The sequence below is a fragment of the Neobacillus sp. S1115 genome (genome assembly GCF_055385565.1).
In genome coordinates this window covers 736,719-761,479 of sequence record NZ_AP038275.1, presented here as the reverse complement: position 1 = coordinate 761,479, position 24,761 = coordinate 736,719, and the positions used below count along the sequence as shown (strand labels likewise).

Below are 24,761 nucleotides of genomic sequence, written 5' to 3'. Positions count from 1 at the left end.
AATAGATGGAGAAATGGATGGATATCAAACAATTACGGTATTTTATAGCGATAGCTGAGGAAAAGAATATAACTGCTGCCGCTGCTCGGCTACATATGTCTCAACCGCCTCTTAGTATGCAGCTGAAACAATTAGAAGAAGAGCTTGGTGTTAAATTAATTGAGCGAAATGGCAAGGGTATGGAGTTAACTGATAAAGGAAACGTGCTCTATAAACATGCTTTGCTTCTAGTGAACAGTATCCAAGAAATAAAAAATGAATTACAGGAAACAGAAGATGGGAAGAGGGGCGTACTATCTGTAGGTATCAATACCCTATCGGTTACAGGATTTTCAGAAATGTTGCAATCCTTCCACAAAAAATACCCGCTTGTACCATTAAAAATTGTTCAAAATGATTCCCCTCGTTTGGCGGGAATGGTAAAATCGAGAGCCATTGAGATCGCATTTGTACGTCTTGCCATTGACCATCGCGGCTTGACTTATCATCATCTCATTAATGAGAACTTTGTTTTCGTAAGCAATAAGAAGATACAGGCAAACATAATCTCTTTGAAAGAGATTTCTCATATGCCCCTTATTATTCCGAGTTCTGAGGGTTTAGGCATCTATAATACCATTTTTGAAGCCTTTTCTAGACAAAAGCTGCAACCAATAATTATTGGTGAATGCTCTGACATGCATGTATTAATGGAGATGGTTAAGGGGGGAATGGGGGTAACCATCGTGCCAAAATCTGTTTTAGATGTCTATGGGAACAGCGGTCTCTACTCTACACCAATTAGGGATGCCAATTTAATCTCTTCTTTAGGTGTCATTTGGCTTGAAAATCATTTTGTCTCCGCCTCTGCTAAAAATTTTATAAAGTTAGTAAATGAATACCTATAGTCATCCAAAAAAAATGAACTTAGGGCCGCCTTCATACTCATATTCTTACTAAAAAAAACAGGATCACTAAAATAATCAGTGATCCTTCGAATTAATCTATTATCAAATACTTGCTTCTGCCGAATGATCCGACTTTAGCTCTTTTAATAGATTTTTAGCTTAATAAACTTTGGGCTCTGATATTTTTTTACCTGAAACATATCTTTCTTTAATATTTCTATCATCACCAGTATAGATAAATTTCTGTAATCTTTCTTCTACCGTAAACGTTCTAAAAGCAGGGATATTACGATCATCAATGACAAGAGCGTCAAACTCATAATCTTCTTCAAAACTTCCTACTTTTCCAAAGAATTTACCCCCGCCTTTTGTTGCCAGATAAAATAAATCCGCGGTACTTAAAGGCTGATCAACTCTATTGTTTTCAATCCATTTGATATTTGCTGCCTGTGCACTACTGGTAATGACGTTCATCATTGATAAACTATGCCCACCTGCTATATCGCTGGCAAGTCCTACAGAAACCCCTCTTGAAACCAGTCTTCTTATTGGGGCAATACCACTTGATAAATTAAAGTTTGAATTAGGACTATGTGCAACATATACATTTTTCTTTACCATTAGTTCAATTTCATCCTCATCTACTAAAATGCAGTGTGCCATTATAGTAGGTACATCTCCGAATAAACCAGCGCCATTATATATTTCAGCGTAATTTTTATACTCAGGATGTAATGATTTTACAAAACTAATTTCACCATAATTCTCACATAAATGAGACTGTACAGGAACATTATATTTTTTAGCTAACTCTCCAAGCCCTTTCAGAAGTTCAAAGCTACAGGTAGGAACAAATCTAGGTGTAACAATTGGCTTTACCAATTCATATTTGCCGCAATATTCTTCTAAAATTTCTTTCGTGTCATTAAGCGAAGCTTCTGTCGTTTCCGTCAAATAATCTGGTGAATTTCTGTTCATATTCACCTTCCCAACATAGGCTCCAAGACCTGAATCTGCGAATAGTTCCATCAATAATTTTGTTGTATTTTTATGAATTGTTGCGAAAACACAGGACCTGGTCGTACCGAACCTCCACAGTTCCCTTATTAAGGAAGAATATACCTTTCTAGCATAATGAACATCTGAATATTTCGATTCCTCCGGGAATGTATAGGCTTCAAGCCAAGGCATTAATTCTTTATCAAGACCTAATCCTATGTTAGCAAACTGGGGTGCATGTAAATGAAGATCAACAAAACCAGGTATGATTAAAGAATCACCATAGTCCTCTACCCTTATATTCCTATATTCTTCTGTAAGTTCTTTATAAACACCTTTAATACTTTTTCCATGAACAACAATATATCCATCTTCCATTATTTCATATTTGCCGAATTCCTTCGTAAAAATAATATTGCCTTTAACGGCAAAAATTTCTTCCATTAAATATTCCCCTTTCTAAATTCCCCATTTAAACTTAAAAACGGGTGGCCGAACATAAAAAGACTACAAGAATAAACTAAAGCTAATACAACATAGCTTCAGATTATTCTTGTAGTCAGGTAGTTTACGGCAACCCGGTAGAGACAATTAGACCAAATTTCTAATTGTATACAAGAAAATAGATTTCTTCATTTCGAGAATCTGAGCTGCCTGGATAAATCAGGCGGCTTTTATTCCATTTATTTGAACATAAAATAAATAAGGAAGATCGCAAAGAATAGGTACATGATTGGATTAATTTCCTTGGCTCTTCCCTTCACAATCATGGTGATCGGGTAGAAAATAAAGCCAACGGCAATACCAGTTGCAATGCTGTAAGTAAGAGGCATGGTAATCATGGTTAAGAATGCAGGAACAGCAATTTCAAACCTTTTCCAGTCTATTTCTCCAAGCGAGGATGCCATTAATATTCCGACGATAATTAATGCCGGTGCCGTTACAGGTGTTGTAATAACGGATAAAAGCGGGAAGAAAAAGAGTGAAAGAATAAAGAATCCAGCTGTGACCAATGAAGCAAATCCTGTCTTCGCTCCCGATGCTACCCCTGCAGATGATTCAATATAAGAAGTAGTTGTTGAAGTACCCAGCACCGCACCTGCCATTGTAGCAATGGAGTCTGCCAACAACGCTCTTCCGGCATTCGGAAGTTTGTTATCCTTCATTAAGCCCGCTTGGTTGGCAACTGCGACAAGGGTTCCTGCATTATCAAAGAAGTCAACGAATAAGAAAGTAAGAACAATCCCCATCATGGCGGTTGACCAGAATGAAGGGTCGCCAAAGGCCGAAAATACGGCGCCAAAGGTTGGTTTAATATCTGGCACACCGCCAACCACTTGATGCGGAAGGGAAATTTGCCCGAAAATCATTCCAACAGCAGCTGTAATAATCATTCCGAAAAATACTGCTGCCTTAACTCCTCTAGTCATCATAATAACCGTAATGAGAATTCCAAAAATCGTTAAAAGTGCAGTCGGGCTAGTTATCTTCCCTAAACCAACCAGCGTAGCGTCATTTTTAACAATAATGCCCGATCCCTGCAAGCCGATAAAGGTAATAAATAAACCAATCCCCGCTCCAACAGCATGCTTTAATTCAACCGGAATCGCGTTGATGATTTTTTCACGAATGCCGGTAAGTGTTAAGAGAAAGAAGAACACACCAGAAATCAATACCGCACCAAGGGCGTGCTGCCAAGGAATACCGCTTCCCAAAACAACGGTATAGGCAAAGAAAGCATTTAACCCCATCCCCGGTGCCAGTGCTAATGGATACTTACCGAGCAGCCCCATCACAATCGAGCCAACAGCAGATGCAATTGCCGTAGCCACGAAGACAGCACCATAATCCATTCTTAACGCATCTGGAAAATCCTTAATACTTGCTAAGGAAAGTGTCAGCGGATTGACTACTAAAATATACGCCATCGCTAAAAAAGTGGTTAAGCCGCCAATGAATTCTTGACGATAACTAGTCCCCAATTTTTCAAACTCATAATAATTCTTCATCCTATTTCCCCCTGAAAAATTTTTTCTACTAAAAAAACTCCCCAGCAGCTATCAGTGCGTTTGACTATGGTTGCCTAAATATAAATGGAGTGAGGGACTTCGTTTACCATACGAGATGAAATTGTTTCAAGCACTTCCCAAGATAACACTTCGAATGGATATTTTATCAAATACTTGCTTCTGCCGAATGATCCGACTTGAGATCTTCTAATATATCAATACTCTTTTGTTCTTCCCTTTTGTTTAAAAATAGATTGAGCCCAATAGCGGTAAAACTGCCTATTACGATTCCGTTTTGGAAAATTAAGCGCAATCCCTCTGGTAATTTAGCAAATGCGTCAGGGACAACTGAGGCCCCCAGACCAATTCCTACCGAAACCGCTATAATCAGTAGATTTTCATTTTTATGAAAATCGACCCGGGAAAGCATTTTGACCCCAGAAGAAATCACCATACCAAACATCGCAATCATGGCTCCTCCAAGAACAGGATTTGGAATGATGGTTGTAAGCGCTGCCACTTTTGGCACCAATCCTAGTATCATCAGGATCACACCAGCGGCAATGACGACATTGAGTGTTTTAATTCTCGTAAGGGCAACCAATCCAACATTTTGGGAAAATGAGGTGTATGGAAAGGAGTTAAAGATTCCTCCAAGAACACCAGCCAAACCTTCCGCCCGGAGTCCTTTTTTGATGTCTTCCGATTCCAGTTTCCTATCGCAGACTTCCCCCAATGCCAGGAATACACCTGTGGATTCGATCATGCTTACAATGGCGACAAGAGTCATTGAAAGAATCGCGGTTACATGGAAAGTGGGAATCCCGAAGTAAAAAGGCTGCACCATATGAAACCAGGAAGCCTCTCCAACTGGTGACAAATTCACCATTCCCATACCCGCAGCTGCCAGAGTACCTATAATCATGGATAGCAGAACAGAAACAGCCTTTATGTAGCCTGAACTGTATCGGTTGATTACTATAATCAGGACTAGTGTCAATGCTGCCAGTAATAAATTTCGCGGATTCCCAAAATCAGGTGCCCCTGCTCCACCTGCAACGTTGTTCATCGCCACAGGAATAAGTGATATCCCAATGATCGTTACAACAGCTCCTGTTACGACAGGTGGAAAAAACCTCATTACCTTACTCATAAATTGAGCAAGTATCATAACGATGATCCCGGAGACGATGATGGCACCATAAATGGCGGTAATGCCTTGAAGTTTTCCAATGGCAATCATCGGCCCGACGGCAGTAAAAGTACACCCCAATATAACTGGAAGCTTGATTCCAAACTTCCTTCCTCCAACCACTTGAAGCAATGATGCAATTCCGCAGGTGAACAAGTCGATGGAGATAAGGTAAGCCAATTGCTCCGCGGTCATGCCTACTGCAGGTCCTACAATAAGGGGAACGATAACGGCCCCAGCATACATGGCCAATACATGCTGAAGACCTAAAGTTCCTAGTTTCCATGGAGTTAACTTTTCCACTTATTCTCCTCCCTTGGTAAAAAATTCTTTGATCATTGTGCCCATTTCCATATTATAGGTTTTTACTCTTAATATTTTTTCTATTTGCGGCATTCCCCCTTTCAATAAATAAAGCTCCGTTTTTCCAAGTGCAAAAGATGCCGTCTAAAATAGCCCCCTCTTGAATGGACGAGGCCACAAACAAGCCAACGATAAATTTTGCGAAAAGCATTGTAGTAGTCTGAAATAGCTTTAGAAAGATTCATAGGGGCAAACAATAATTTTAAACGTAGTCATCTAATGAAATTTTCCTTTATTTCAGTAAATGGTAGATGCAATGGGCCGGCGAGGATTCTTCATAAAGGATATCATTCTGGTAAATATATATTTTGCAAGTTAAAGATAGTGGAAATGTATTTATTTGAATATTAGCAATTTTTGTACACTCTTACCAATATTTAATTTGTATGCTTACTATATGACTAACCTAATAATTACTCTTTATTTGCTGTTTTTTAAAAAATCAGATAATTATTCTTATCTCTTTTTATCTTTGTTATAATCAAATTATTCTGATTATAATATCAGGGCATTTACCGATTGCGCAGTGAGAGGAATAAAGTTAAATAGCGACCTGCACAAAGATTTAATTAGGTGGAAATAATTAGGATCCCTTATTCATTAACTCTTTTTAGAAAAGGACGAATTGATTATGGTAGAAATAAGAACCCCGATACAAATAGGAGAAGCAGTTGAAAAGGTTATGAAATTTGCCCGCTTTGGAGAAGTAGAGGAAATAAAGCTTGAACAAGCTTATGGAAGATATTTATGCGAGGATTTAATTGCAGACCATGATGTACCTCATTTTGATCGTTCTGGGTATGACGGTTTTGCGATTTGTTCAAAGGATTCACTAACAGCTAGCAGTCACGAACCTGTTGTTTTTGAAGTCATTGAAGAAATCGGTGCTGGTTATGTTGGAACAAAAGAAGTGAAACCATTTCAAGCAGTCCGTATTATGACAGGTGCACAAATGCCAGATCTTTGTGATACTGTTGTCTTACTTGAGTTAACAAGGGAATTTGAGCAAGACGGAAAAAAATACATGGCCATCGAACGTTCATATCAAGTGGGTGACAATGTAACTTTTAGAGGAGAAGATGTAAAAAAAGGAAATATACTAGTTCCTAAAGGTACATATATTAATCCTGGTGTTCAAGCGTTACTGGCAACATTCGGCTATAACCAGGTCAAAGTTGTAAAAAAGCCTCTTATTGGCATTTATGCAACAGGAACTGAACTGTTAGATGTTCATGAGGAACTTGAACCCGGGAAGATTCGGAATAGTAATGCACCTATGTTGCATGCACAAATTAAACGTGTGGGTGCGATTCCTTATTATTTTGGCAAGTTAGCCGACAATTTTGAAGACTGTTATAAAGCTATTTCAAATGCAATAAACCAGGTAGACCTTTTGATTACAACAGGTGGTGTATCTGTTGGTGACTTCGATTATTTACCTGCCATTTATGAAAAGCTTGGTGCACGTGTATTATTTAATAAAATTGCTATGCGTCCAGGAAGCGTCACGACAGTTGCCGAATTGAACGGCAAATTATTATTTGGGATTTCAGGGAATCCTTCAGCTTGTTATGTTGGATTTGAACTTTTTGTAAGACCGATAGTGAAAACTTTCTTTGGTTCAAAAAAGCCTCATTTAAAAAAAGCAAGGGCAATCTTACAAGCAGATTTTCCAACTCCAATTTCATTTACTCGTTTAGTTAGAGGTTATATGTCTTTTACCGAAAAGGGGTTAGAAGTTATACCAGTTGGATTTGATAAATCAAGTATGGTATCAACACTTGCTACAGCAAATAGTTTAATAATATTGCCGGGTGGGCAGAGAGGTTTCAAGGCAGGTTCAGCAATCGATGTGTTGCTTCTCGATGATTTGGAAGGCAGCGAGTGGCCTTGGTAAGGAACTAACTAAAATGCAAGCTGACTTTTGGTCACCAGTCGGACTATCCATTGAGGTCGCATCTGTATCAGGAATATGGGTATTAATTTTTGGAGTTTTTTTGGAAAAGTTATGGCGAATAAGAAATTCAAAGGGAAAGTTCTTGTTGAAACGATTTTCCTTTTTTCGTTGGTTTTACCTCCTACTGTTGTCGGTTTCTTGTTAATTATTATATTTGGAAAGAATAGTCCAGTAGGTCAATTGATTGAGTGGGTATTTAAACAGCCTGTTAAAAAAAGCACCTGTCACCACCCGAATAATGTCGATCAAATATCAACAAATTACGGATAGTGACTGGCACTTGCTTATAATTCCTTTATATTTTCCGAATTCCTCAGTATAGGCTTTTCCAAACAGGGGATTTATTAATAGTTCCTCTGTTTCTAATACGAGTTGAGAAATAATAAAAGCACAAGAACCCTCCCTCTGCTTTACTTAAATATCCTCTCGCTGATCTGATGGAGGAAGTTAGCCCACTTTTCCTGAAATTCGGGACTTTCTGGCGCCAGTCCGGTAATCATTTGGGTAACGTTACTGTAGAGAACAGGATAGATCGTTAGACTGGAAATCATCAAAGTGATGAAGGCTGGGTCCAGCTCTTTCGGAACCAGCCCCATCTCTTGATTCGCCCTCATATCCTCTACATATGAATGCAGAACTTTTCTTCTACTTTCCGTTCCGTTGCTGTTTTCCGGGATACTCTCAACTGCCTCCCAAGCTGTGAATTTCAGGAATTCCATTAAATGATCGATGTTCACCTTGTATCGTTATGCTTTTGGGGAAATTAGGTAATGCTACAAGTAAGAATTTATGAACACTAGACAACATCCATGGCAATTTACACCAAAAAGTAAAACCATTAAAAAAAAGGAAGGAAGTTGGATTGTATGGGAGTTCAAAACATTTTTGTGAATTTGCCAGTTAAAAACCTGGAAAAAACAATGGAATTTTTTTCAAAGGTAGGTTTTGAGTTTAATCCCCAGTTCACCAATGAATCAGCCGCCTGTATGGTAATTAATCAAAATATATATGCCATGCTTTTAGTAGAGGAGTTTTTTAAGTCTTTTACAAAAAAGGAAATTCCCAATACGGAAAAAAGCTCACAGGCTATTATCGCTTTGTCTGTTGAAAGCAGGCAGGAAGTTGATGAGTTAGCAGAAAAGGCATTGGCAGCCGGCGCAACGCCTACAAACGATCCGCAGGACCACGGCTTCATGTACTCACGAAGCTTCGCCGACCTTGATGGCCATCTATGGGAAGTATTTTTCATGGAAGCATCACATGTAGAAAATAGTTGATTTTCTGAATCAACCTCTCAAAAAATATCAATATTTATAAACCAAAAGGCACAATTCCGTAACAAGAATTGTGCTGTTTATTTATATATCTATTTTTATTTCGACAATCCTAAAATTAACTCTTTATAGATATCGAAGAATGCAAAGTAGTAATCTTTGTAGACATATTCATCTGTTTTGTGTGCCATTTTTGTTTCGCCTGGACCAAACATCATGAATGGGAAGTTGTCATCTTTACCTCGTAATAAGTTTGATGCATCCGTCACCCCTGGCGAGCCTTTAACAGCAATTTCTAAATCTAAATGTTTTTTACCGAGTTTTTTCGCAAGATCAACCATTTCAGACTGTCCTGAAGTGAAAACACTTGGTAATGACATGGTCACTTCAACATCAATATTTGAGCCTTCTTTATTGTAAATGCTCGCTGTTGTGTTGAATAAGTCAATCACTTCATCGTTATCAAATTCTGGAATCGTACGCACGTTTATTTCAGCTACTGCTTTTTCTGGAACTGAGTTTACTTGGTTCCCTGCATTAAAAATAGTTGTACTCATCACCAATTTATCTAGAACTTCATTTTTACGATCATCGCCATTCAATTTTGCGTCTAGTTCTAATAGATATTCCATCAATGGATTAATCGCGTTATAACCTTGGTCAGGCATAGAACTGTGTGCTGCTTCACCAATAGACGTTACACGCACGTTAAGTGATCCTTTGTGAGAGTATATAATGGTGTCATGAGAAGGTTCAGCTACCCATAAATAATCTACATCATCCATATAACCTTCTTCGTATAATTTTTTTGAACCTGCTCCACCGACCTCTTCACCAGTCGTTGCCATAAAACGGACAGTACCATTTTTTAATTCATTATTTTCTTTAAGTTCAATCATCACTAAAGCAAGATTTACTAATCCTGCTTTCATGTCATTTGTTCCACGTCCGTATAATTTTCCGTCCCTTTCTGTCAATGTGAACGGATCTGAAGTCCACTCGCTTTCATCACCAGGAGAAACGACATCCATATGACCCGAAACACCAATGACTGGACTCCCGCTTCCAATTTCAGCCACTAAGTTAACGCGAGTGTCAGTAACTGGAACAATTTTAGATTCAATGCCATATTCAGCAAATAAATCTTTCAAGTAACTTGCCACTTCTATTTCGTTTTCATTAATAGATTTAATCGCTATAATGTCAGATAAAATCTTTATCTTTTCTTCTTCTGTAAAATGTTTCATACTTAATTCCTCCGAAATTTTATCTGTCTATCGTCAATAAGAATACAACTGTATTTTACCCAAAAGTCCATTATTCAGTTATCCTCTTAGGACTTTCTGGAACTACTCCTCTGAAACTTTTTGTACATTTGGTGAACGCTCCTCTCTTTTACCCCTAGTTCACGAAACGCTCAATTTTACTTAACCGAATCTTAACACTCGTTATAGATAATGAGCCTGTAAAAACAATTCGGAAAAATCCTCTCTTAATGAGAAATCCTCTGATATGGAGATGAGCTTAAACATGAATAAACTATTTATTGCTTCCGTTGGTGCCATTGTTGCCACAATCGTACTTGGGTTTAGTGTATTCTACTTATTTATACTAGATTCAAAGGGGCAGCCAGCGGTAAGTTCTGCAGCATCTGCACCATCATCAACATCTGGAGAACAAACATCAACCAAACCAGACCATCCTTATTTACCGCCAAGTATGGACGATGTTCCGGAAGGGGAAGAAGGGGAATTAATTAAACTAGGGTATAAAGAACATAACGAAACCAGCACGGTTTTAGATGATTATGTAGGAAACAAACTGAGCTGCGCCAGCTGCCATGCGGATGGTGGAGTTGCTTCCTCTCTTGATCTAGTCGGTATTTCAAAAACTTATCCACAATATAATCCACGTGCAGGGAAAGAGGTTACCATCGAAGAACGGATTAACGGTTGTTTTAAAAGAAGTATGAATGGAAAACCGCTTCCTTTAGATAGCAAAGAGATGAAAGCAATGGTTGCTTATTATACGTATATTTCAACCAATGTTCCTGATGGTACGAAGGAAAGACCTTGGGCTAAAATGCCAAAAGCTGAAGGGGATTTAACCAAGTTAAATGTGGATGCCGGCCGAGAACTATATAACAAAGCTTGCATTACCTGTCATGGAGAAGGCGGTGACGGCGGCGCCACAGGACTTCCTCTTTGGGGAGACGAATCTTACAATATTGGGGCAGGTATGGGTCGTGTAAGAACGGCTGGGGGCTTTATCAAAAAGTATATGCCTAAAGCGCCAATGGGCGGTTATAAAGCAGGTTCCTTCACAGATGAAGAAGCGATGAATATCGCAGCCTATATTAACTCTATGCCTAGACCTGATTTCCCTGATAAAATAAATGACTGGCCGAAAGGCGATGCACCGGATGATGCAGCCTATGAAACACTTGCCGGGAAGAAGGATACGGAAAACAAATAATCGGAATGACCCGTTAACAGCGGGTCGTTTTTCTATATAACATCACCTTTTGTAAAACTCTCTTTATCACTATAATGGAGGCAAGGGGTTGAGGAAGTTGGAAGATAGAAGATTGAGAGGAAAAACCATTTTAATTATTGATAGCAATAGTGAAAATAGAGCTGTATTAAGATTTCATCTGACTAGACAGGGTTTTGAAATATTGGAGGCTGTTAATGGACAAACAGCTCGTGAAATGTACTTAAAGCACGATCCCTGCTTTGTGCTTTTAGAAACATCTCTTCCTGATATGGATGGACTCGAAGTATGCTCCTGGATGCGTTACGAACTGGACAGTAATGTACCAATTATTATTGTATCTTCCAATAATACGGACCAGGATCGAATCGAAGGGCTGAAACAAGGGGCTGATGACTACATTGGTAAGCCATATAATGTAGAGGAATTGTCAGTTAGGATTGAAACAGTTTTACGAAGAACGGCCAATCGCTGCAGTAAACTAAGCTATAAAGGGTTAACGATTAAACCATTAAAGGGAGTCGTTAAATTCCACGATGAAGTACTTGATTTAACCCATTTCGAGTACAGATTGCTCTATCTATTTATGACCCACCCAGATCAAATTTTTTCAAGAGAACATATTATCAATACCGTATATAAAAAGAATGAAAAGGTAATCAATGAACGAACAGTAGATGTTCATATCAAAAATTTAAGAGAAAAAATTGCTGAGTATACAGATTATCCTTTTATCGTAACGTTAAGAGGGATTGGGTATAAGTTTGCAACTGAGGGTTAGGGAAAGGTGTGAAAAAGTGTGCCTGCCACTACCCTCTAGGAATCTGTATCAACTATAAAAAATAGGACCAATTAGGTCCTATAAACTAAACATCTACTAATCTTTGGATAAGTCCAGAGCGTGACTAGCACCAGTATCTAATGGAAGACAAATAGTAAAAATAGACCCATATTTCGGAGTACTACTCACCTCAATAGTTCCCCCATGGTCCTGAACAATTTTCTGACATATGGATAGCCCCAGACCCGTTCCTTCTGCTTTCGTTGTAAAGAAGGGATTAAAGATTTTTTTCAGGTCTGCATCTTCTATACCTACACCTGTATCACAAACCTCACAAACTGCTAAGTTCCCCACTTTGAACAATCGAATCGTAATATGTCCACTTTCAACCATAGACTGAATGGCATTGTTAATTAAATTTACAAAAACCTGTACCATTTTATTGAAGTCCATTTTCACCAAAAGATCAGGATTATACTCCGTGTGTGTGTATACGATTTGATGTCCTACACTTTGGGCTTCGGATTTGGTTAAGGAAATGACCCTCTTTAAACACTCGTGGATGGAATAAGCTTGGTATTGAGAAACATCCGGTTTTGAAAATTGTAGGAATTCAACCGTTAATTTATTCATCCTGTTGACTTCACTAGTGATTAAATCATACCAAGGCTGTATATTATAATTATCCTCTTTGGAATGTTGCAGAAACCCTTGAATGATCGTCAACGGGTTTCTAATTTCATGTGCAAGTCCAGCAGCCATTTCTGCTATTAGCTTCACTTTTTCCTCTTTGTGCAGTAATTCTTCACGTTTCTTCTCTTCAATAAGAGTATTTTTTTTCGCTTCCATTTCAATAATATACTGAATGATTAGTACTACAGCTATTGAAGTTAGAAAGTCCGATCCAACCCCAAATATGCTATAGGAATTTACAGGGGAATACGTAGCGCGAATAGCAGTGTAAAAAACCATGAAACCAAAACCAATAAAAATCCCCTTGGCGGCTCCCTTGACTTGGAATAAAAATTTACTAAGTAAAATGATATAAATGGAATAACACCAATTCAGTTGGCTGGTGTAATGAAACAATAGTAACGAAATGATTTCACCAGATGCGATAAACAAAAATAAGTGGGTATACATTCTTTCCAAAAAGATACTGGCTATAAAAAGAAGACCAAATACAATCATAAAAAAAGCATTTTGAGTTTTCTCTAACGAAACCGAGGCGAAAATGACAAATACTACATAAACAGGCAAGACAATATGATACATTAAGCGAAAAAACATAATTTCTCTCCATTTCATCTCCCATGGCAATCAAATTAATTATACACAAAGCTTCCACTATAAAACATTAGTTAAAGTTTACCTTAAAATAAGAAAAGTGCCTCCCCGAATAATTGCAAACAAAAAACTCTAACAGTATTGAATACGGTTAGAGTTTTTTCTCATCTTACTAGATAAGAGTTGAACATAGAATCCCAAAGGATGTAAACTTAGCAATTTACTTAGAATATGATATGTCTAAAACCGCCAATACTGGCCCAGGGAAAATTCATTATCCTTTAATGGAGGGAACCATATGACTACCTTAATTATTTATGCCCACTCAAATAAGGATAGCCTTAATCATGCGATATTAGAGAACGTTATGAAAGGGTTAAAGGAAGCCAAACGGAAATTTGAATTAATTGATTTATACGCGGAGAAATTTGATCCTGTTTTAGTCATCGATAATCAGCATAAACCAAGGGATTTAATCCATGATCCATATACTGAAAAGTATCGAAAAAAAATTGAGCAGGCTGACCAGTTAATTTTCATTTACCCGATTTGGTGGTATGGTGTACCAGCGATTTTAAAAGGCTTTTTTGATCGCGTGTTTGTTTCCGGATTTGCGTATCAACACAAAGGAGCATTTCCGAAAGGGTTATTGAAGAATAAATCGGCATGGGTTATTTACACCATCGATGCTCCCTCTTTATTTATTCGATTGTTTAGAAAAAATGTCGAATGGATTGTAGTAAAAAATTACATTTTAAAGTTCTGCGGCATTAAAAATATTAAAAGAACTCGATTAACGTATGTTAAACATTCTACCTATAAAACTCGGCAGAAATGGCTTCAAAAAATCTACCAGCACGCAAAAGTAATTTGAACATATGGGATTGCACGTCTAAAATAAGTGAAGTTAAAAAGGAGTGCGAAATTTGTTAACGGGTTCCGTTTCCTATCGCAAAACGTCAATTTGCACAGAAAAATGCAAACCAAAATGTAATCCTTTTTGCACAATAAAATGCAAGGAAATTTGTAAGGCTAAAGAGATTAAAAAACATTAGAAATAGCAAGGGTTCATTCCCTTGCTATTTTGCTTTTAATTGCTAAATTACGATTTAAGAAGTTTGAAACCATTTCCGCCTTTCTTCGTATCGGTTTTTGTGTAGGTATGAAATTCATAGGCGGAGAATTTCCGGCTAATGTATATAGGGAAACTTAAGAAGCGAAAATAAGCGGAGAATTTTCGGTTGACTGCTCTAAATAAGACAAAATCCAAAGATTTGGATAATATAAGCGGAAAAACTCCCCTTATTTTAAAGGAAATATGGGTATTTCCCAATTTAGCCGGAATTTTTCCGTTTATTTTTCATACCCAGTCAAATCACACCAAGATACAGCAGGGCCTAACCTTAATTTTTCTGTATATCATTTTGCAAGTAAAAATGTAGTTTATTTTGCTGCAGTACACTGGCTATTGTACCCCACATTTTAATATACAAATCGCACTACAAATTCCCCAAAATAATAATCGAAATCCCTTTATATCAACAAAAATAGACCTTCAAATTACCATACAATTTGAAGGTTATTTTGTATTACATTTTTATGGTTTGCGATAGTTAACGGAACCCGTTAGAAATTTGTGCTCCTTTTCTTATTAAAATTGTGACTAATTGATTTGATTTTTTTACTCATTAAATAAATGCATATTCATATTGCTAGATGAATATGAATACATAGTGAGTTTTTGAAAGAAGGTGGGTATCATGATGGATCGGGTAAATGCGGAAATCAACCTAATCACCGATCAACTCATTAAGGACCAATCAGCTGACGGGTCCTGGCAATATCCCTTCGAGACCGGAATCGCATCAGACTGCAGTATGATTATCCTATTACGGACATTGGAGATAAATGATGAGGAGTTCATAAAAGAATTGGTGAAACGGATCGCAGGAAAACAGCAGGAAGATGGGTCATGGAAGCTGTTTCATGACCAAGAAAAAGGAAGTCTGACAGCCACAGTTGAAGCTTATTATGCCCTTCTTTATTCTGGTTACCGCGATCGAAAAGACCAGGAGCTCCAGGCTGCAAGAAGGTTTATTATGGCCAACGGAGGGGCTACGGAAGTCCATATGTTTTTGAAAATCATGTTGGCCATAACAGGACAATGTGAGTGGCCGCACTTCCCCATTAATATTGAAGTGATGCTTTTACCAGACTCCTTTCCCATCAATTTCTTTGACCTCTCCGTGTACGGAAGAGCGAACATTATCCCTTTTTTGATTCTCGCCAATACGAATTTTCGTAAGAGAACACCTCGATCGCCCAATCTCTCCGATTTGTTTCAAAAGAAAGCTATTCGTTTTTTTACAGAGGATCAAGCAGAAGAGGCCCGCTCGGTGATCAAATGGATTAAACAGGGGATTAAGGGTCTGAAATCCCATGTAAATCTTCGCGAATTGGCATTATATCGTGCCGAAAAATATATGCTGGACCGAATCGAACCGGACGGCACCTATTTAAATTATTTCAGCACTACTTCTCTCATGATTTATGCCTTATTGGCGAGGGGGTATTCGAATTCACATCCGGTGATTACTCGTGCCGTGCAAGGTTTAAAAGCGATGACCTGCCGTATTGACGGAGAACTTCATTGCCAATATACGACGGCTACGGTATGGAACACGACGTTAATTAGTTATGCTCTGCAAGAATCTGGTGTCCCCTATTCAGCGGATACCGTCCAGAAGGCAAACCAATATATCCTCTCCCGTCAACATATCAAATACGGGGATTGGGTCATTCATGAACCAAACTTGCTGCCTGGAGCCTGGGGCTTTGCGGACTTGAATACAATCCATCCGGATATTGACGACACAACGGCAGCACTAAGAGCGATTCGAACTTTGGCTATCGAACAGGCAGATTGTCGGCAGGCGTGGGATCGCGGAATCAACTGGCTCATTTCCATACAAAACAATGACGGTGGCTGGGCAGCATTCGAAAAGAACGTCAACAAGAAAATATTGAACCTGTTACCGATTGAGGGCGGAAAAGATTTGTTGATTGATCCGTCGACGGTTGATTTAACAGGAAGGACATTGGAATTTTTCGGTAACTACACCCATTTGGATTTCCACCATCCCATGGTGAAACGTGGGATTCGTTGGCTGTTAAAGAAGCAAAATTCGGATGGTTCTTGGGTAGGGCGCTGGGGCGTCTATATTTATGGAACATGGGCGGCTGTAACGGGATTGGTTGCGGTTGGGATTTCCCCTAATCATCCATCCATTCAGAAGGCTGTAAACTGGTTAAAATCAATTCAAAATCAAGACGGGGGTTGGGGAGAATCCTGTAAGAGTGATATCGATAACTGTTATGTGCCGCTCCGCGAAAGTACCCGTACTCATACAGCATGGGCCCTTGACACACTTATCTCGGCCTCGACTGTTGTCACACCTGAAATGGAACACGGTGCAGCTTTTTTAGTGGACGGAAAAGAAAAAGATTGGACAAAGACCTATCCAAAAGGAAGGGGAATGGCGGGATCCTTTTATCTCAATTATCATTGTTATGAATACCTTTTTCCATTACTGGCACTCGCGCATTATAAAAATTTAGCTGAAGGGAGTTAAAAACAAGGCGAATTGGCTGTTAGGGATGCTAAAAAGAATGATAAAACATATAGGCTGGCATATTTTTATATCCTGTCCCATACACTGAACAAAACTACAACCATACAACGTCTTAATAAGCAGGAGGTAAAAGATGCTTGAAACTTTACTCCAATTTTTCGACCTTCATACAGTCATTTGGTTGTTCCCTATCATCTTTATTTTCCATGACCTAGAAGAGATCATAACAATTGAATCTTCCATGAGTAAATACAAATATAGTTCTCAAAAAACTCCATTCGTCGAACTAACATTAAAAATGAGGAAAAAACTAGGTTCAACCGCTGCCCAACTTTCTATTTCGGCTACATGGATTTTGCTGATTATCTCATTCACCACCTTGATGACTGCCCATTTCTCCGTGAACGGAGGGGGCTTTCTCTTATATACAGCAATACTCAATTTATTTATTCTGCAGGCGACCATGCATATTGTTCAGTCCATCTTTTTTAGAGGATATACACCTGGTATCATAACGGCGCTGTTCCTCCTCATCCCTTACTGTCTTATTGCGTATTACAGTTTGTTCGAGCGCGGCTTGATAGACTTGCATTTCATTTTCGCAAGTATTCCCGTCAGCCTATTAATGATCCATATTTTTCTTGTCGGCAATCTCTTAGGCCGTTATTTTATTCACTAACTGGTCCTCATTCTTTTATTTACTTGGTCTTCATTTCATAGTTCGAATAACGATGGCTGCTTTTCCTCATTTAACCGATAAGTTAATTCATAATAAAAAGGTAGTTGCTGGAGGCGAGTAAATTGCATGTTGTCTTAACAGGAGGATCCGGGTTTATTGGTCAAGCCTTAACACACCTGTTGACTCAAAAAGGCCATCGGGTAACCATATTAACACGACGTCTTCCTGCTAATTCTAGAACAGATGAGTCCGTTCATTATGTTGAGTGGCTTTCTGAAGATCATCAGCCTGAAAACGAACTTGAGGATGTGGATGCAATGGTCAATTTAGCCGGGGAATCAATCAATGGCCGGCGATGGACCAAAAGTAAAAAGGAGGCTATTTTGAATAGCCGTCTCACCGCCACAAAAGAGGTCATTCGAATTCTAGGACAGCTTCATCCCAAGCCAAAAGTGCTTGTTAACGCCTCAGGTTTAAGTTACTACGGGATGTCAGACTTCAAGACGTTTAATGAGACCTCACAAAGTAATGCAAATGATTTTTTAGCAAAAGTTGTAAGGCTGTGGGAGAATGAAGGGGCTAAGGCCAAAGAATTTGGCATTCGAACGGTCTTCGCACGCTTCGGTATCATTCTTGGTCAAAAGGGTGCCTTACCGCTAATGGTGCTACCGTATAAATTTGGTATTGGGGGGACAATCGGCAATGGAATGCAATGGATTTCCTGGGTTCACATTCGAGATGTAGTTGAGATGCTTTACTTCGCCATCATTAATCCCGAAATAGATGGACCGTTGAATGTGACCTCTCCTAATCCCATTCGCTTGTCATCATTCGGAAGGGCAATTTCAGACGTCCTTCACCGCCCACATTGGCTCCGTGTGCCTGAGTTTTTTTTAAAAGTGGCACTTGGTGAAATGAGTCAGGTTGTATTAAAAGGGCAGCGAGTACTTCCTCAAAAAGCACTTTACCACAATTACTCCTTTCATTTTACAGATGTAAAAAGTGCACTTTCTGATATTCTAGGTTAACGTTGCTTCTAACTTCTTCATCTTCAGGAGCATAAAAAACTTTATTCAATTTGTCTAAATCAAATGGATTATCCCTACCTTCATAGAACTCAAGAACCGATGGGTCTGAGAGCCATTTTGCTAACAGGAAATTATCTTCCTCTAACATTCGAACTTTTAAATTCCCCATTATGATTATGAAACAACATAATAATCCCCCACTCTCAATTAAAAAAACTATTTATAGAATTTATACAATACTATTGATTGGTGACTTCCCTTTTATGAATATAGTTAAGGGGATCAGTCTCTATTTCATATGGATATTGTTTTTAATACCATTCACTGTTTTTCTTAGCAGCTTTTTGAAAAGCAGCGGGCTTGTGGCAGCATTTACACTGTTATTGAGTATTCTTTTGACACTTTTAACATCGCTTCTCAAGAAATGGATGGAATGGAGCCCAGCCCAGCTGACAAATGCCGCCACTTTCCTATTTACAGAAGGGAAGATTGAGGGACCATTCATACTCCCGCTTATTACGACCGTCATTCTTACGGCCCTTTTCCTATATCTTGCAGCCGCCCGTAAATCAAGTCTAGAACGGCTTGGTTAACCTGTTTCAAAAAATAATCGGTTGCTCTAGGAAATGAAAGATTTAAAAAAAACAGGTTGTCCTCACATGGGGCAACCCTTCGCATCTCATTTACCTATGATCCGGTTCAACGCATCACAAATAGGACTGACCCCCAATCAGTTAAAGCTTTATGCTGTTTTTGATACTATGTATGCTACAGGACCACTGATTTTTTCGAGAGTTGGGGTCACATTGTTTAACTTTTTTAAAAAAGAAACGAAAATCGAAATAAAATCTCCGATTGTTGGAACAGCCCTTCCCATTTCGGAAGTCCGGATGAAGTGTTCGCTTCAAAAATGATGGGAGATGGAATGGCGTTTGAACCTTCAAAAGGTATTCTTTATGCACCTGTGGATAGAGAAATCGTTCAAGTATTCCCAACCTTGCATGCGGTAGGAATCAAAACTAATAGTGGTCTGGAAATCATACTCCATATTGGAATTGACACCGTAAATCTATCAGGTGATGGCTTTGAAAGTTTCATTAACGTGGGCGACAAAGTGAAGGCCGGCCAAAAATTAATATCCTTTGACCTAAACCTAATCAATGAAAAGGCCAAATCAGCCATCACACCACTTATCATCACCAACATGGACAAAGTCGCAAATATTGAATACAACTACGGTGCAGCAACTAAAGACACTTCCGTTTTAATAGTAAATGTAAACTAACAAAAATGTACGACAGGGACGTTTCTCATGGCCTGTTCTTCTCTTCCGATTACCAATAGTAGAACCGTCCCTGTGTTCTTATTTATTTGAATAAATACCGTTTTCTCCTTATTAAATCCCTTTATTAATTCCCTTTTAGAGGGACTCCCCACGTACCCGTCGATTTGGGGAATTTACCCGTCAGAAATCAGAATTTAGAGTTTATCCCTAAAAAAGGGACAGTCTCCACTTTACTTTTATCGTTAAAGGAGCTGTCACTTTTTTATTAGCTGCTAAACAAGCCTATCAACTTCAGACATCATTCACTTCTAATATTGCTATTTATTAAGAACATCACCGCCATTAACCGCTTTCGAGGTCTCTTTATTTATTATTTTTGAAATCATGATGAATTTTTGAAAGTCTTGGGTTGTAAATTGCTCAAGGTCTAATGTTAGTAAAGGTTGGGATAGCAACCAGACAAAAATGAAAGTAGCTGGCTTTAACAGGGGAGTATATTCCGCCGCAGATTTGAATTCCTCTTTGCTTTTACCTTTTTTCACGGGGGAGTTAATTTAACAGTACATGATAAAATAATTAAACTTAATTTAAACCAATAATTACATTGAATTCATGTAAATGATGTGAGAACAGTTGATATTCCAATAGTTCTCACATCGATGTTAAGATTAGTCTGCCGAGACCCCAGAAATGACTGTTCTTTTGGAGACAGCATGATATCATCCATCCTACTGCGATTCTTGTTCTATGTTCCGATAACTATATATTATCGGATGTTCCCTATATAACGTAGAGTAGCAGAAAGATGAAAATGATTTAACATTTCCTGAAGCACAGTAACACCCCTGGTAGCTTTGAAAAACCAATAGCCGAACGTTTTCCGTAACGTATGTCTTTTGGACACTTTATATTGCTCGCACCGCCTTTGCCACTAGTTCTGCATAGACCTTAGCGCCTTTTTCACTTAAATGGACACCATCAGGTGCAAAATATTCATCATGGCCAGCACTTTCGTCGTACCAATTAACCAAGGTGGTATTCGTGCATTTTGCTGTTACCTCTTTCAGCGTATTGTTTACCACAGTTTCCCAAGGGCGTGGGACACGGGTATTGATAAAAACAATTTTGCGGTCTTTCCCAATTAACTCAATCATCGATCGTAATTGTTCTTTATTAATTGGGCCATTTGTCCCTAGTTCTATGATTACAGTATCTCCTAATGTTCCATCTTGCTTCATTTTTTTGACTACATCAACTGCTTGAAACATTTGACGACCTACTTTCCCATCAGCATTTATAGAAGGAAAATATTCAGCTAAGTAATTGGAAACATCTAGTAATACCGAATCACCAATCGCCGTCACCCTTTCATTATTTGGGATAATGGCTTCTGTTTGCGGAAGCTCATTATTACGAACTAGTTGATTTTCCTTGTCCTCTTTTATTCTTAAGTGTTCTACTTTCGGTTGTTTGCTCGTACCGTCCTCTTTCGTTAAAGCAGTAGTTTCCACATTTTTATGTACTTTTGCAAAAGCTACATTATAAAAAGCTAAAAAGGAAACAAGCATGATTAGCGATGCGCAACCAATGACTATCCCCTTTTTGAAGGTAAAATGAGTAAGAAATATATTTTTAAAGGAAACCTTTCTCATGCTTTTTTTCCATCCTCCTTGACGTATAGGATTTTCGATAAAATTCCAAGATAATGCTGATAAGCCAAAAATACATAGTAATTGAAATAGTACTCTGCTAAACGAAAGTCCTGTTGTATCGATGGCCGGACTCGTTAACAAAAGGACAGGATAGTGCCACAAATAGATCCCATAGGAACGGACACCTAGCCATCTTAGAGGATATACATTAAATAGTTTACTAATGCTGTTAGCTGGATGAACAAGCACTGCAACGAATAACATAGTTGCAAGCGATATTAAAACCATCCCTCCGCGATAAAGGAAAGGATCGTATTGATTGGTCAGTCCAACTAATAAAGCAATTGCTATAAATGCAATGGTCCCGACTATATGAAGAAAATGCCGTGCATGTGACGGTATGTTTGTAGCAAGCTTTTGGCTTGGCCAAATAAGAGCAAGCGCTGAACCAATTAACAGCGAAAAAACTCTTGTGTCAGTCCCGTAATAGACTCTGCTAGGATCCAATCCGGGTTGGTATAATACGGCCATTGTTATTGCTGAAATACCGGCAAACGTGAGCGTTATGATTAAAATCAAACGTTTGGAGATAAAGCGTAATCCGATTGTAAGCATCAATGGCCAGAAAAGATAATATTGTTCCTCTACTGCTAAAGACCAAAAATGCGTTAATAACGAGGGTGTCTGAAAGCTGTCAAAATAGGATTGGTGATGAAAGATGTACCACCAATTACTAATATATAGTAAAGCTGCCAACGTATCCCCTTGCAAATTTATGAGAAGCTGATGGTGAAACAAGTATACCCAATCAATAAGGATCACTAACATAAAGAGTAGGGCAGGAAGTAAACGTCTGGCACGGCGCATCCAGAAGTTCTTTAAATTAATTCTTCCTCGTTGTTCCCATTCGCCCATTAGAAGATCGGTAATAAGGTAGCCTGAAAGCACAAAGAACACGCAAACACCTAAAAAACCTCCTGATGCCCAGGGAACTCCAATGTGGTAAAAGATAACCCAAAGCACTGCCAGGGCTCTAAGACCATCTAATCCTATCAAGTAACGTCTATTTTGCACTTTAGTGACAGTCATGGTCTTTTACCCCTGATTCCAAACTCGTATTTTTTTTAGGATAGTTTTTTTAAAATAATGTAAGTAGTGCATAGCTAAATTCCTTTCTTTACCTTCATTAAGTCATAATTTGTAAAATCCTTGAAATATCTGCAAGATGGAAGTTCATCAAAAGAAGTCATTCTTTTTTTCCGTTATAAATGCTAGAACCCTTTGTTTTAACTGACTCTCATAAAAAACTCCTCTTTCCTTAGATAGGTATCTTTAATCAATCACGTATTATAGACTAATGGCATGAAAAAAAAGTTTGAGAGATTTTGTAGAAAATTGTTATTTAAATTGTTAGTTATTTTCTTAAGATAATCACGAGTATTTCGTACGCTGAAATTGACTTTCCGGCAATATTCATAATAGTGGGTAATTTAAAAATACAAACTTTTTCTTTATCTATGGACGTCTATTGTTTAGAACGCAGTCCGCAAGGAGGTGACTAACAATGAACAAAAAACATCAACAATCACTACTTACAGACTTTATCTTGGAAAACAAAGAGAAAATTTATCGTTTAGCCTATAGCTACGTTAAAAATGAAGCAGATGCTTTAGATATTGTTCAGGAGTCAATCTATAAAGCCCTGAAAAGAATTCACACCTTAGAAAATCCACTGGCGTTAAAAAGTTGGTTTTTTCGTATCGTTGTTAACACATCATTAGATTTGATAAATAAAAAGAAAAAGGTATTGGTAGTAGAGGATAGTATTTTAGATTTTTTTTCTCCCTCCGCTAATGACAAATATGAAGATGTTGACTTAAATAAGTTACTAAATGAATTGCAGCCTAAATATCGAATTGTCATCATACTTAAATTTTTTGAAGACCTGACCATTAATGAAATAGCCGGAATTCTAAATGAAAATGAAAACACGATTAAGACTCGTTTATATAAGGGACTTTCAATACTACGAGTAGAAATGAATGAAATTTCATTTTAGGAGGTCGTTCAAATGAATAAAAAAATGGTAGATTTAATGAAAGAATATAATGAGATTCCAATCCCAAGTCAGTTAGATATTGTGGTTAAAAAGGCACTAAAACAAAAGCCCAAGAGGCGCATGATGAAAAGTGCGACGGTTGGATTAGCTGCTTCTGCCGCGATTTTTATTGGGGGGATAAATGCAATTCCCGCGTTTGCCAATACGATGGCAGAGGTTCCTGTTTTAAAAGATGTGGTGAAAGTATTAACATTTAGAGAATTTAAGGTGGATGAGGGTACGTATCATGCAGATATTAAAGTACCAGAAATTAAAAACCTTGATAATAAAGAATTACAATCAACGTTAAATCAAAAGTACCTTAATGAAAGCAAAGAACTCTATCAACAGTTCCAGGCTGATATAAAAGATTTAAAAGAAAAGGGCGGCGGACATTTAGGCATAGAGAATGGATACGAAGTAAAAACAGATAATGACGAAATCTTATCCATAGGACGTTATACGGCAAACACAGTCGGTTCTTCATCAACAACGTACCATTTTGACACGATTGATAAGAAAAATAAACTGCTTATCACATTACCAAGCCTGTTTAAAAATAATGCATATGTGGATTTGATTAGCAATGAAATTAAAAAGCAAATGATTGCCAAAATGGAAAAAGACCCTTCCTTATTTTATTGGGTAAATGATCCAAATAAAAAAGAGAAAAATTCAATAGCCCCATTTGAAAAAATAAAGCCCGATCAAAATTTCTATATTAACAACGATCACCAATTGGTCATTGTTTTTAACAAATATGAAGTGGCCCCGGGTTACATGGGGATTGTTGAATTCATCATCCCTACGGATGTCCTCAAGTATAATCTGGTTAGTCATGAATATATAAAATAGCATCCAAATAAAGTTGCTCTCCATAAAATTGAGCAGGAGTGGGTGATTAACCCCCGACCTCTTACACCACCGTACGTACCGTTCGGTATACGGCGGTTCTATTAAGATTGACGCAAAATTTCATAGCTAATATATAGCCTTCTCAACCCTCGTTGACTCCAAAAAGAGTTATCGAGGGTTTTGTGTAATATTGGACTACATGCGATTCTCCAGTATTTCTTTCTGGAGTTGCCCCATTCATATGCTTTGTAATCAGGGACGCCTTTATGGAGGCATTTTTTATGGAGAAG

The 24,761-nt window shown here is 38.1% G+C and carries 21 protein-coding genes, 2 pseudogenes and 1 riboswitch; of the genes and pseudogenes, 14 read left to right on the top strand and 9 right to left on the bottom strand.

Annotated elements, in window-relative coordinates; genetic code table 11:
• Positions 1–17 precede the first annotated feature (17 nt).
• A complete protein-coding gene (locus ACZ5B7_RS03650) occupies positions 18–887 on the top strand; it encodes a LysR family transcriptional regulator (protein ID WP_464492684.1) in 870 nt (289 codons plus the stop codon).
• Between the two features lie 159 nt (positions 888–1,046).
• Here ACZ5B7_RS03650 and guaD read toward each other — a convergent pair whose 3' ends face one another.
• The 3 genes from guaD to ACZ5B7_RS03635 all read right to left on the bottom strand — a co-directional run bounded on the left by guaD (position 1,047) and on the right by ACZ5B7_RS03635 (position 5,390).
• Complete coding sequence (gene guaD, locus ACZ5B7_RS03645) at positions 1,047–2,330, bottom strand: guanine deaminase (RefSeq protein WP_464492683.1); 1,284 nt, start codon at positions 2,328–2,330, stop codon at positions 1,047–1,049.
• Positions 2,331–2,422: 92 nt separating this feature from the next.
• Positions 2,423–2,524: riboswitch (purine riboswitch) on the bottom strand.
• A gap of 45 nt (positions 2,525–2,569) precedes the next feature.
• Positions 2,570–3,895, bottom strand: coding sequence for an NCS2 family permease (locus tag ACZ5B7_RS03640; protein ID WP_464492682.1), 1,326 nt, complete (start codon positions 3,893–3,895; stop codon positions 2,570–2,572).
• Positions 3,896–4,061: 166 nt separating this feature from the next.
• Positions 4,062–5,390 (bottom strand): nucleobase:cation symporter-2 family protein, encoded by a 1,329-nt coding sequence (locus ACZ5B7_RS03635; protein ID WP_213118692.1) that lies wholly within the window; start codon positions 5,388–5,390, stop codon positions 4,062–4,064.
• 691 nt (positions 5,391–6,081) lie between these two features.
• Here ACZ5B7_RS03635 and ACZ5B7_RS03630 point away from each other — a divergent pair.
• Positions 6,082–7,347, top strand: a complete 1,266-nt coding sequence (locus tag ACZ5B7_RS03630) for a molybdopterin molybdotransferase MoeA (RefSeq protein WP_464492681.1) — start codon at positions 6,082–6,084, stop codon at positions 7,345–7,347.
• A 470-nt stretch (positions 7,348–7,817) separates the two neighbouring features.
• On the opposite strand, the gene ACZ5B7_RS03625 is transcribed toward ACZ5B7_RS03630, so the two are convergent.
• Positions 7,818–8,126, bottom strand: coding sequence for a hypothetical protein (locus tag ACZ5B7_RS03625; RefSeq protein ID WP_464492680.1), 309 nt, complete (start codon positions 8,124–8,126; stop codon positions 7,818–7,820).
• A gap of 147 nt (positions 8,127–8,273) precedes the next feature.
• Between ACZ5B7_RS03625 and ACZ5B7_RS03620 the strand changes: the two genes are divergently transcribed.
• Entirely contained in the window at positions 8,274–8,684 is a 411-nt protein-coding gene (locus ACZ5B7_RS03620; RefSeq protein ID WP_464492679.1) for a VOC family protein, read from the top strand.
• 95 nt (positions 8,685–8,779) lie between these two features.
• On the opposite strand, the gene ACZ5B7_RS03615 is transcribed toward ACZ5B7_RS03620, so the two are convergent.
• Positions 8,780–9,928, bottom strand: a complete 1,149-nt coding sequence (locus tag ACZ5B7_RS03615; RefSeq protein ID WP_464492678.1) for an ArgE/DapE family deacylase — start codon at positions 9,926–9,928, stop codon at positions 8,780–8,782.
• 283 nt (positions 9,929–10,211) lie between these two features.
• On the opposite strand from ACZ5B7_RS03615, the gene ACZ5B7_RS03610 reads away from it, so the two are divergent.
• Positions 10,212–11,156, top strand: coding sequence for a c-type cytochrome (locus ACZ5B7_RS03610; protein WP_464492677.1), 945 nt, complete (start codon positions 10,212–10,214; stop codon positions 11,154–11,156).
• 88 nt (positions 11,157–11,244) lie between these two features.
• Complete coding sequence (locus ACZ5B7_RS03605) at positions 11,245–11,955, top strand: response regulator transcription factor (protein WP_464492676.1); 711 nt, start codon at positions 11,245–11,247, stop codon at positions 11,953–11,955.
• Positions 11,956–12,051: 96 nt separating this feature from the next.
• On the opposite strand, the gene ACZ5B7_RS03600 is transcribed toward ACZ5B7_RS03605, so the two are convergent.
• The gene (locus ACZ5B7_RS03600; RefSeq protein WP_464492675.1) at positions 12,052–13,245 is read right to left on the bottom strand and encodes a two-component system sensor histidine kinase NtrB; all 1,194 of its coding nucleotides are present in this window, start codon (positions 13,243–13,245) and stop codon (positions 12,052–12,054) included.
• A gap of 295 nt (positions 13,246–13,540) precedes the next feature.
• Here ACZ5B7_RS03600 and ACZ5B7_RS03595 point away from each other — a divergent pair, with 295 nt between their 5' ends.
• From ACZ5B7_RS03595 to ACZ5B7_RS03565, 7 genes are all read left to right on the top strand, one after another.
• Complete coding sequence (locus ACZ5B7_RS03595) at positions 13,541–14,116, top strand: NAD(P)H-dependent oxidoreductase (RefSeq protein ID WP_464492674.1); 576 nt, start codon at positions 13,541–13,543, stop codon at positions 14,114–14,116.
• Positions 14,117–15,002: 886 nt separating this feature from the next.
• Complete coding sequence (shc, locus tag ACZ5B7_RS03590) at positions 15,003–16,874, top strand: squalene--hopene cyclase (protein ID WP_464492673.1); 1,872 nt, start codon at positions 15,003–15,005, stop codon at positions 16,872–16,874.
• A gap of 133 nt (positions 16,875–17,007) precedes the next feature.
• Positions 17,008–17,553, top strand: a complete 546-nt coding sequence (locus tag ACZ5B7_RS03585; protein ID WP_464492672.1) for an HXXEE domain-containing protein — start codon at positions 17,008–17,010, stop codon at positions 17,551–17,553.
• A 122-nt stretch (positions 17,554–17,675) separates the two neighbouring features.
• Complete coding sequence (locus ACZ5B7_RS03580) at positions 17,676–18,581, top strand: TIGR01777 family oxidoreductase (RefSeq protein ID WP_464492671.1); 906 nt, start codon at positions 17,676–17,678, stop codon at positions 18,579–18,581.
• Between the two features lie 263 nt (positions 18,582–18,844).
• Entirely contained in the window at positions 18,845–19,174 is a 330-nt protein-coding gene (locus ACZ5B7_RS03575; RefSeq protein ID WP_464492670.1) for a hypothetical protein, read from the top strand.
• A gap of 33 nt (positions 19,175–19,207) precedes the next feature.
• A complete protein-coding gene (locus ACZ5B7_RS03570; protein ID WP_464492669.1) occupies positions 19,208–19,495 on the top strand; it encodes a hypothetical protein in 288 nt (95 codons plus the stop codon).
• 11 nt (positions 19,496–19,506) lie between these two features.
• On the top strand, positions 19,507–19,866 hold the full coding sequence (locus ACZ5B7_RS03565; protein ID WP_464492668.1) for a PTS sugar transporter subunit IIA: 360 nt from the start codon (positions 19,507–19,509) through the stop codon (positions 19,864–19,866).
• A 766-nt stretch (positions 19,867–20,632) separates the two neighbouring features.
• Here ACZ5B7_RS03565 and ACZ5B7_RS03560 read toward each other — a convergent pair.
• Both ACZ5B7_RS03560 and ACZ5B7_RS03555 read right to left on the bottom strand, forming a co-directional pair.
• Positions 20,633–20,758: pseudogene (locus ACZ5B7_RS03560) on the bottom strand (site-specific integrase); the annotation flags it as partial.
• 13 nt (positions 20,759–20,771) lie between these two features.
• A complete protein-coding gene (locus ACZ5B7_RS03555; protein WP_464492667.1) occupies positions 20,772–22,607 on the bottom strand; it encodes an acyltransferase family protein in 1,836 nt (611 codons plus the stop codon).
• A gap of 475 nt (positions 22,608–23,082) precedes the next feature.
• Between ACZ5B7_RS03555 and ACZ5B7_RS03550 the strand changes: the two genes are divergently transcribed.
• Positions 23,083–23,577, top strand: a complete 495-nt coding sequence (locus ACZ5B7_RS03550; protein ID WP_464492666.1) for a sigma-70 family RNA polymerase sigma factor — start codon at positions 23,083–23,085, stop codon at positions 23,575–23,577.
• A 12-nt stretch (positions 23,578–23,589) separates the two neighbouring features.
• Positions 23,590–24,471 carry an anti-sigma-V factor RsiV gene (gene rsiV, locus ACZ5B7_RS03545; RefSeq protein ID WP_464492665.1) on the top strand — a complete coding sequence of 294 codons (882 nt, stop codon included), beginning with the start codon at positions 23,590–23,592 and terminating at the stop codon, positions 24,469–24,471.
• A 101-nt stretch (positions 24,472–24,572) separates the two neighbouring features.
• Here rsiV and ACZ5B7_RS03540 read toward each other — a convergent pair.
• A pseudogene (locus tag ACZ5B7_RS03540) lies at positions 24,573–24,734 on the bottom strand (group II intron reverse transcriptase/maturase); the annotation flags it as partial.
• Positions 24,735–24,761: the final 27 nt, after the last annotated feature.

What these genes read in the sequence shown, in the direction of transcription:
- ACZ5B7_RS03650 (WP_464492684.1), top strand. Translation starts at nt 18, where the DNA reads ATGGATATCAAACAATTACGGTATTTTATAGCGATAGCTGAGGAAAAG.
- guaD (WP_464492683.1), bottom strand. Translation starts at nt 2,330, where the DNA reads ATGGAAGAAATTTTTGCCGTTAAAGGCAATATTATTTTTACGAAGGAA.
- ACZ5B7_RS03640 (WP_464492682.1), bottom strand. Translation starts at nt 3,895, where the DNA reads ATGAAGAATTATTATGAGTTTGAAAAATTGGGGACTAGTTATCGTCAA.
- ACZ5B7_RS03630 (WP_464492681.1), top strand. Translation starts at nt 6,082, where the DNA reads ATGGTAGAAATAAGAACCCCGATACAAATAGGAGAAGCAGTTGAAAAG.
- ACZ5B7_RS03625 (WP_464492680.1), bottom strand. Translation starts at nt 8,126, where the DNA reads ATGGAATTCCTGAAATTCACAGCTTGGGAGGCAGTTGAGAGTATCCCG.
- ACZ5B7_RS03620 (WP_464492679.1), top strand. Translation starts at nt 8,274, where the DNA reads ATGGGAGTTCAAAACATTTTTGTGAATTTGCCAGTTAAAAACCTGGAA.
- ACZ5B7_RS03615 (WP_464492678.1), bottom strand. Translation starts at nt 9,928, where the DNA reads ATGAAACATTTTACAGAAGAAGAAAAGATAAAGATTTTATCTGACATT.
- ACZ5B7_RS03610 (WP_464492677.1), top strand. Translation starts at nt 10,212, where the DNA reads ATGAATAAACTATTTATTGCTTCCGTTGGTGCCATTGTTGCCACAATC.
- ACZ5B7_RS03600 (WP_464492675.1), bottom strand. Translation starts at nt 13,245, where the DNA reads ATGTTTTTTCGCTTAATGTATCATATTGTCTTGCCTGTTTATGTAGTA.
- ACZ5B7_RS03595 (WP_464492674.1), top strand. Translation starts at nt 13,541, where the DNA reads ATGACTACCTTAATTATTTATGCCCACTCAAATAAGGATAGCCTTAAT.
- shc (WP_464492673.1), top strand. Translation starts at nt 15,003, where the DNA reads ATGATGGATCGGGTAAATGCGGAAATCAACCTAATCACCGATCAACTC.
- ACZ5B7_RS03585 (WP_464492672.1), top strand. Translation starts at nt 17,008, where the DNA reads ATGCTTGAAACTTTACTCCAATTTTTCGACCTTCATACAGTCATTTGG.
- ACZ5B7_RS03575 (WP_464492670.1), top strand. Translation starts at nt 18,845, where the DNA reads ATGAATATAGTTAAGGGGATCAGTCTCTATTTCATATGGATATTGTTT.
- ACZ5B7_RS03570 (WP_464492669.1), top strand. Translation starts at nt 19,208, where the DNA reads ATGAAAGATTTAAAAAAAACAGGTTGTCCTCACATGGGGCAACCCTTC.
- ACZ5B7_RS03565 (WP_464492668.1), top strand. Translation starts at nt 19,507, where the DNA reads ATGGCGTTTGAACCTTCAAAAGGTATTCTTTATGCACCTGTGGATAGA.
- ACZ5B7_RS03555 (WP_464492667.1), bottom strand. Translation starts at nt 22,607, where the DNA reads ATGACTGTCACTAAAGTGCAAAATAGACGTTACTTGATAGGATTAGAT.
- ACZ5B7_RS03550 (WP_464492666.1), top strand. Translation starts at nt 23,083, where the DNA reads ATGAACAAAAAACATCAACAATCACTACTTACAGACTTTATCTTGGAA.
- rsiV (WP_464492665.1), top strand. Translation starts at nt 23,590, where the DNA reads ATGAATAAAAAAATGGTAGATTTAATGAAAGAATATAATGAGATTCCA.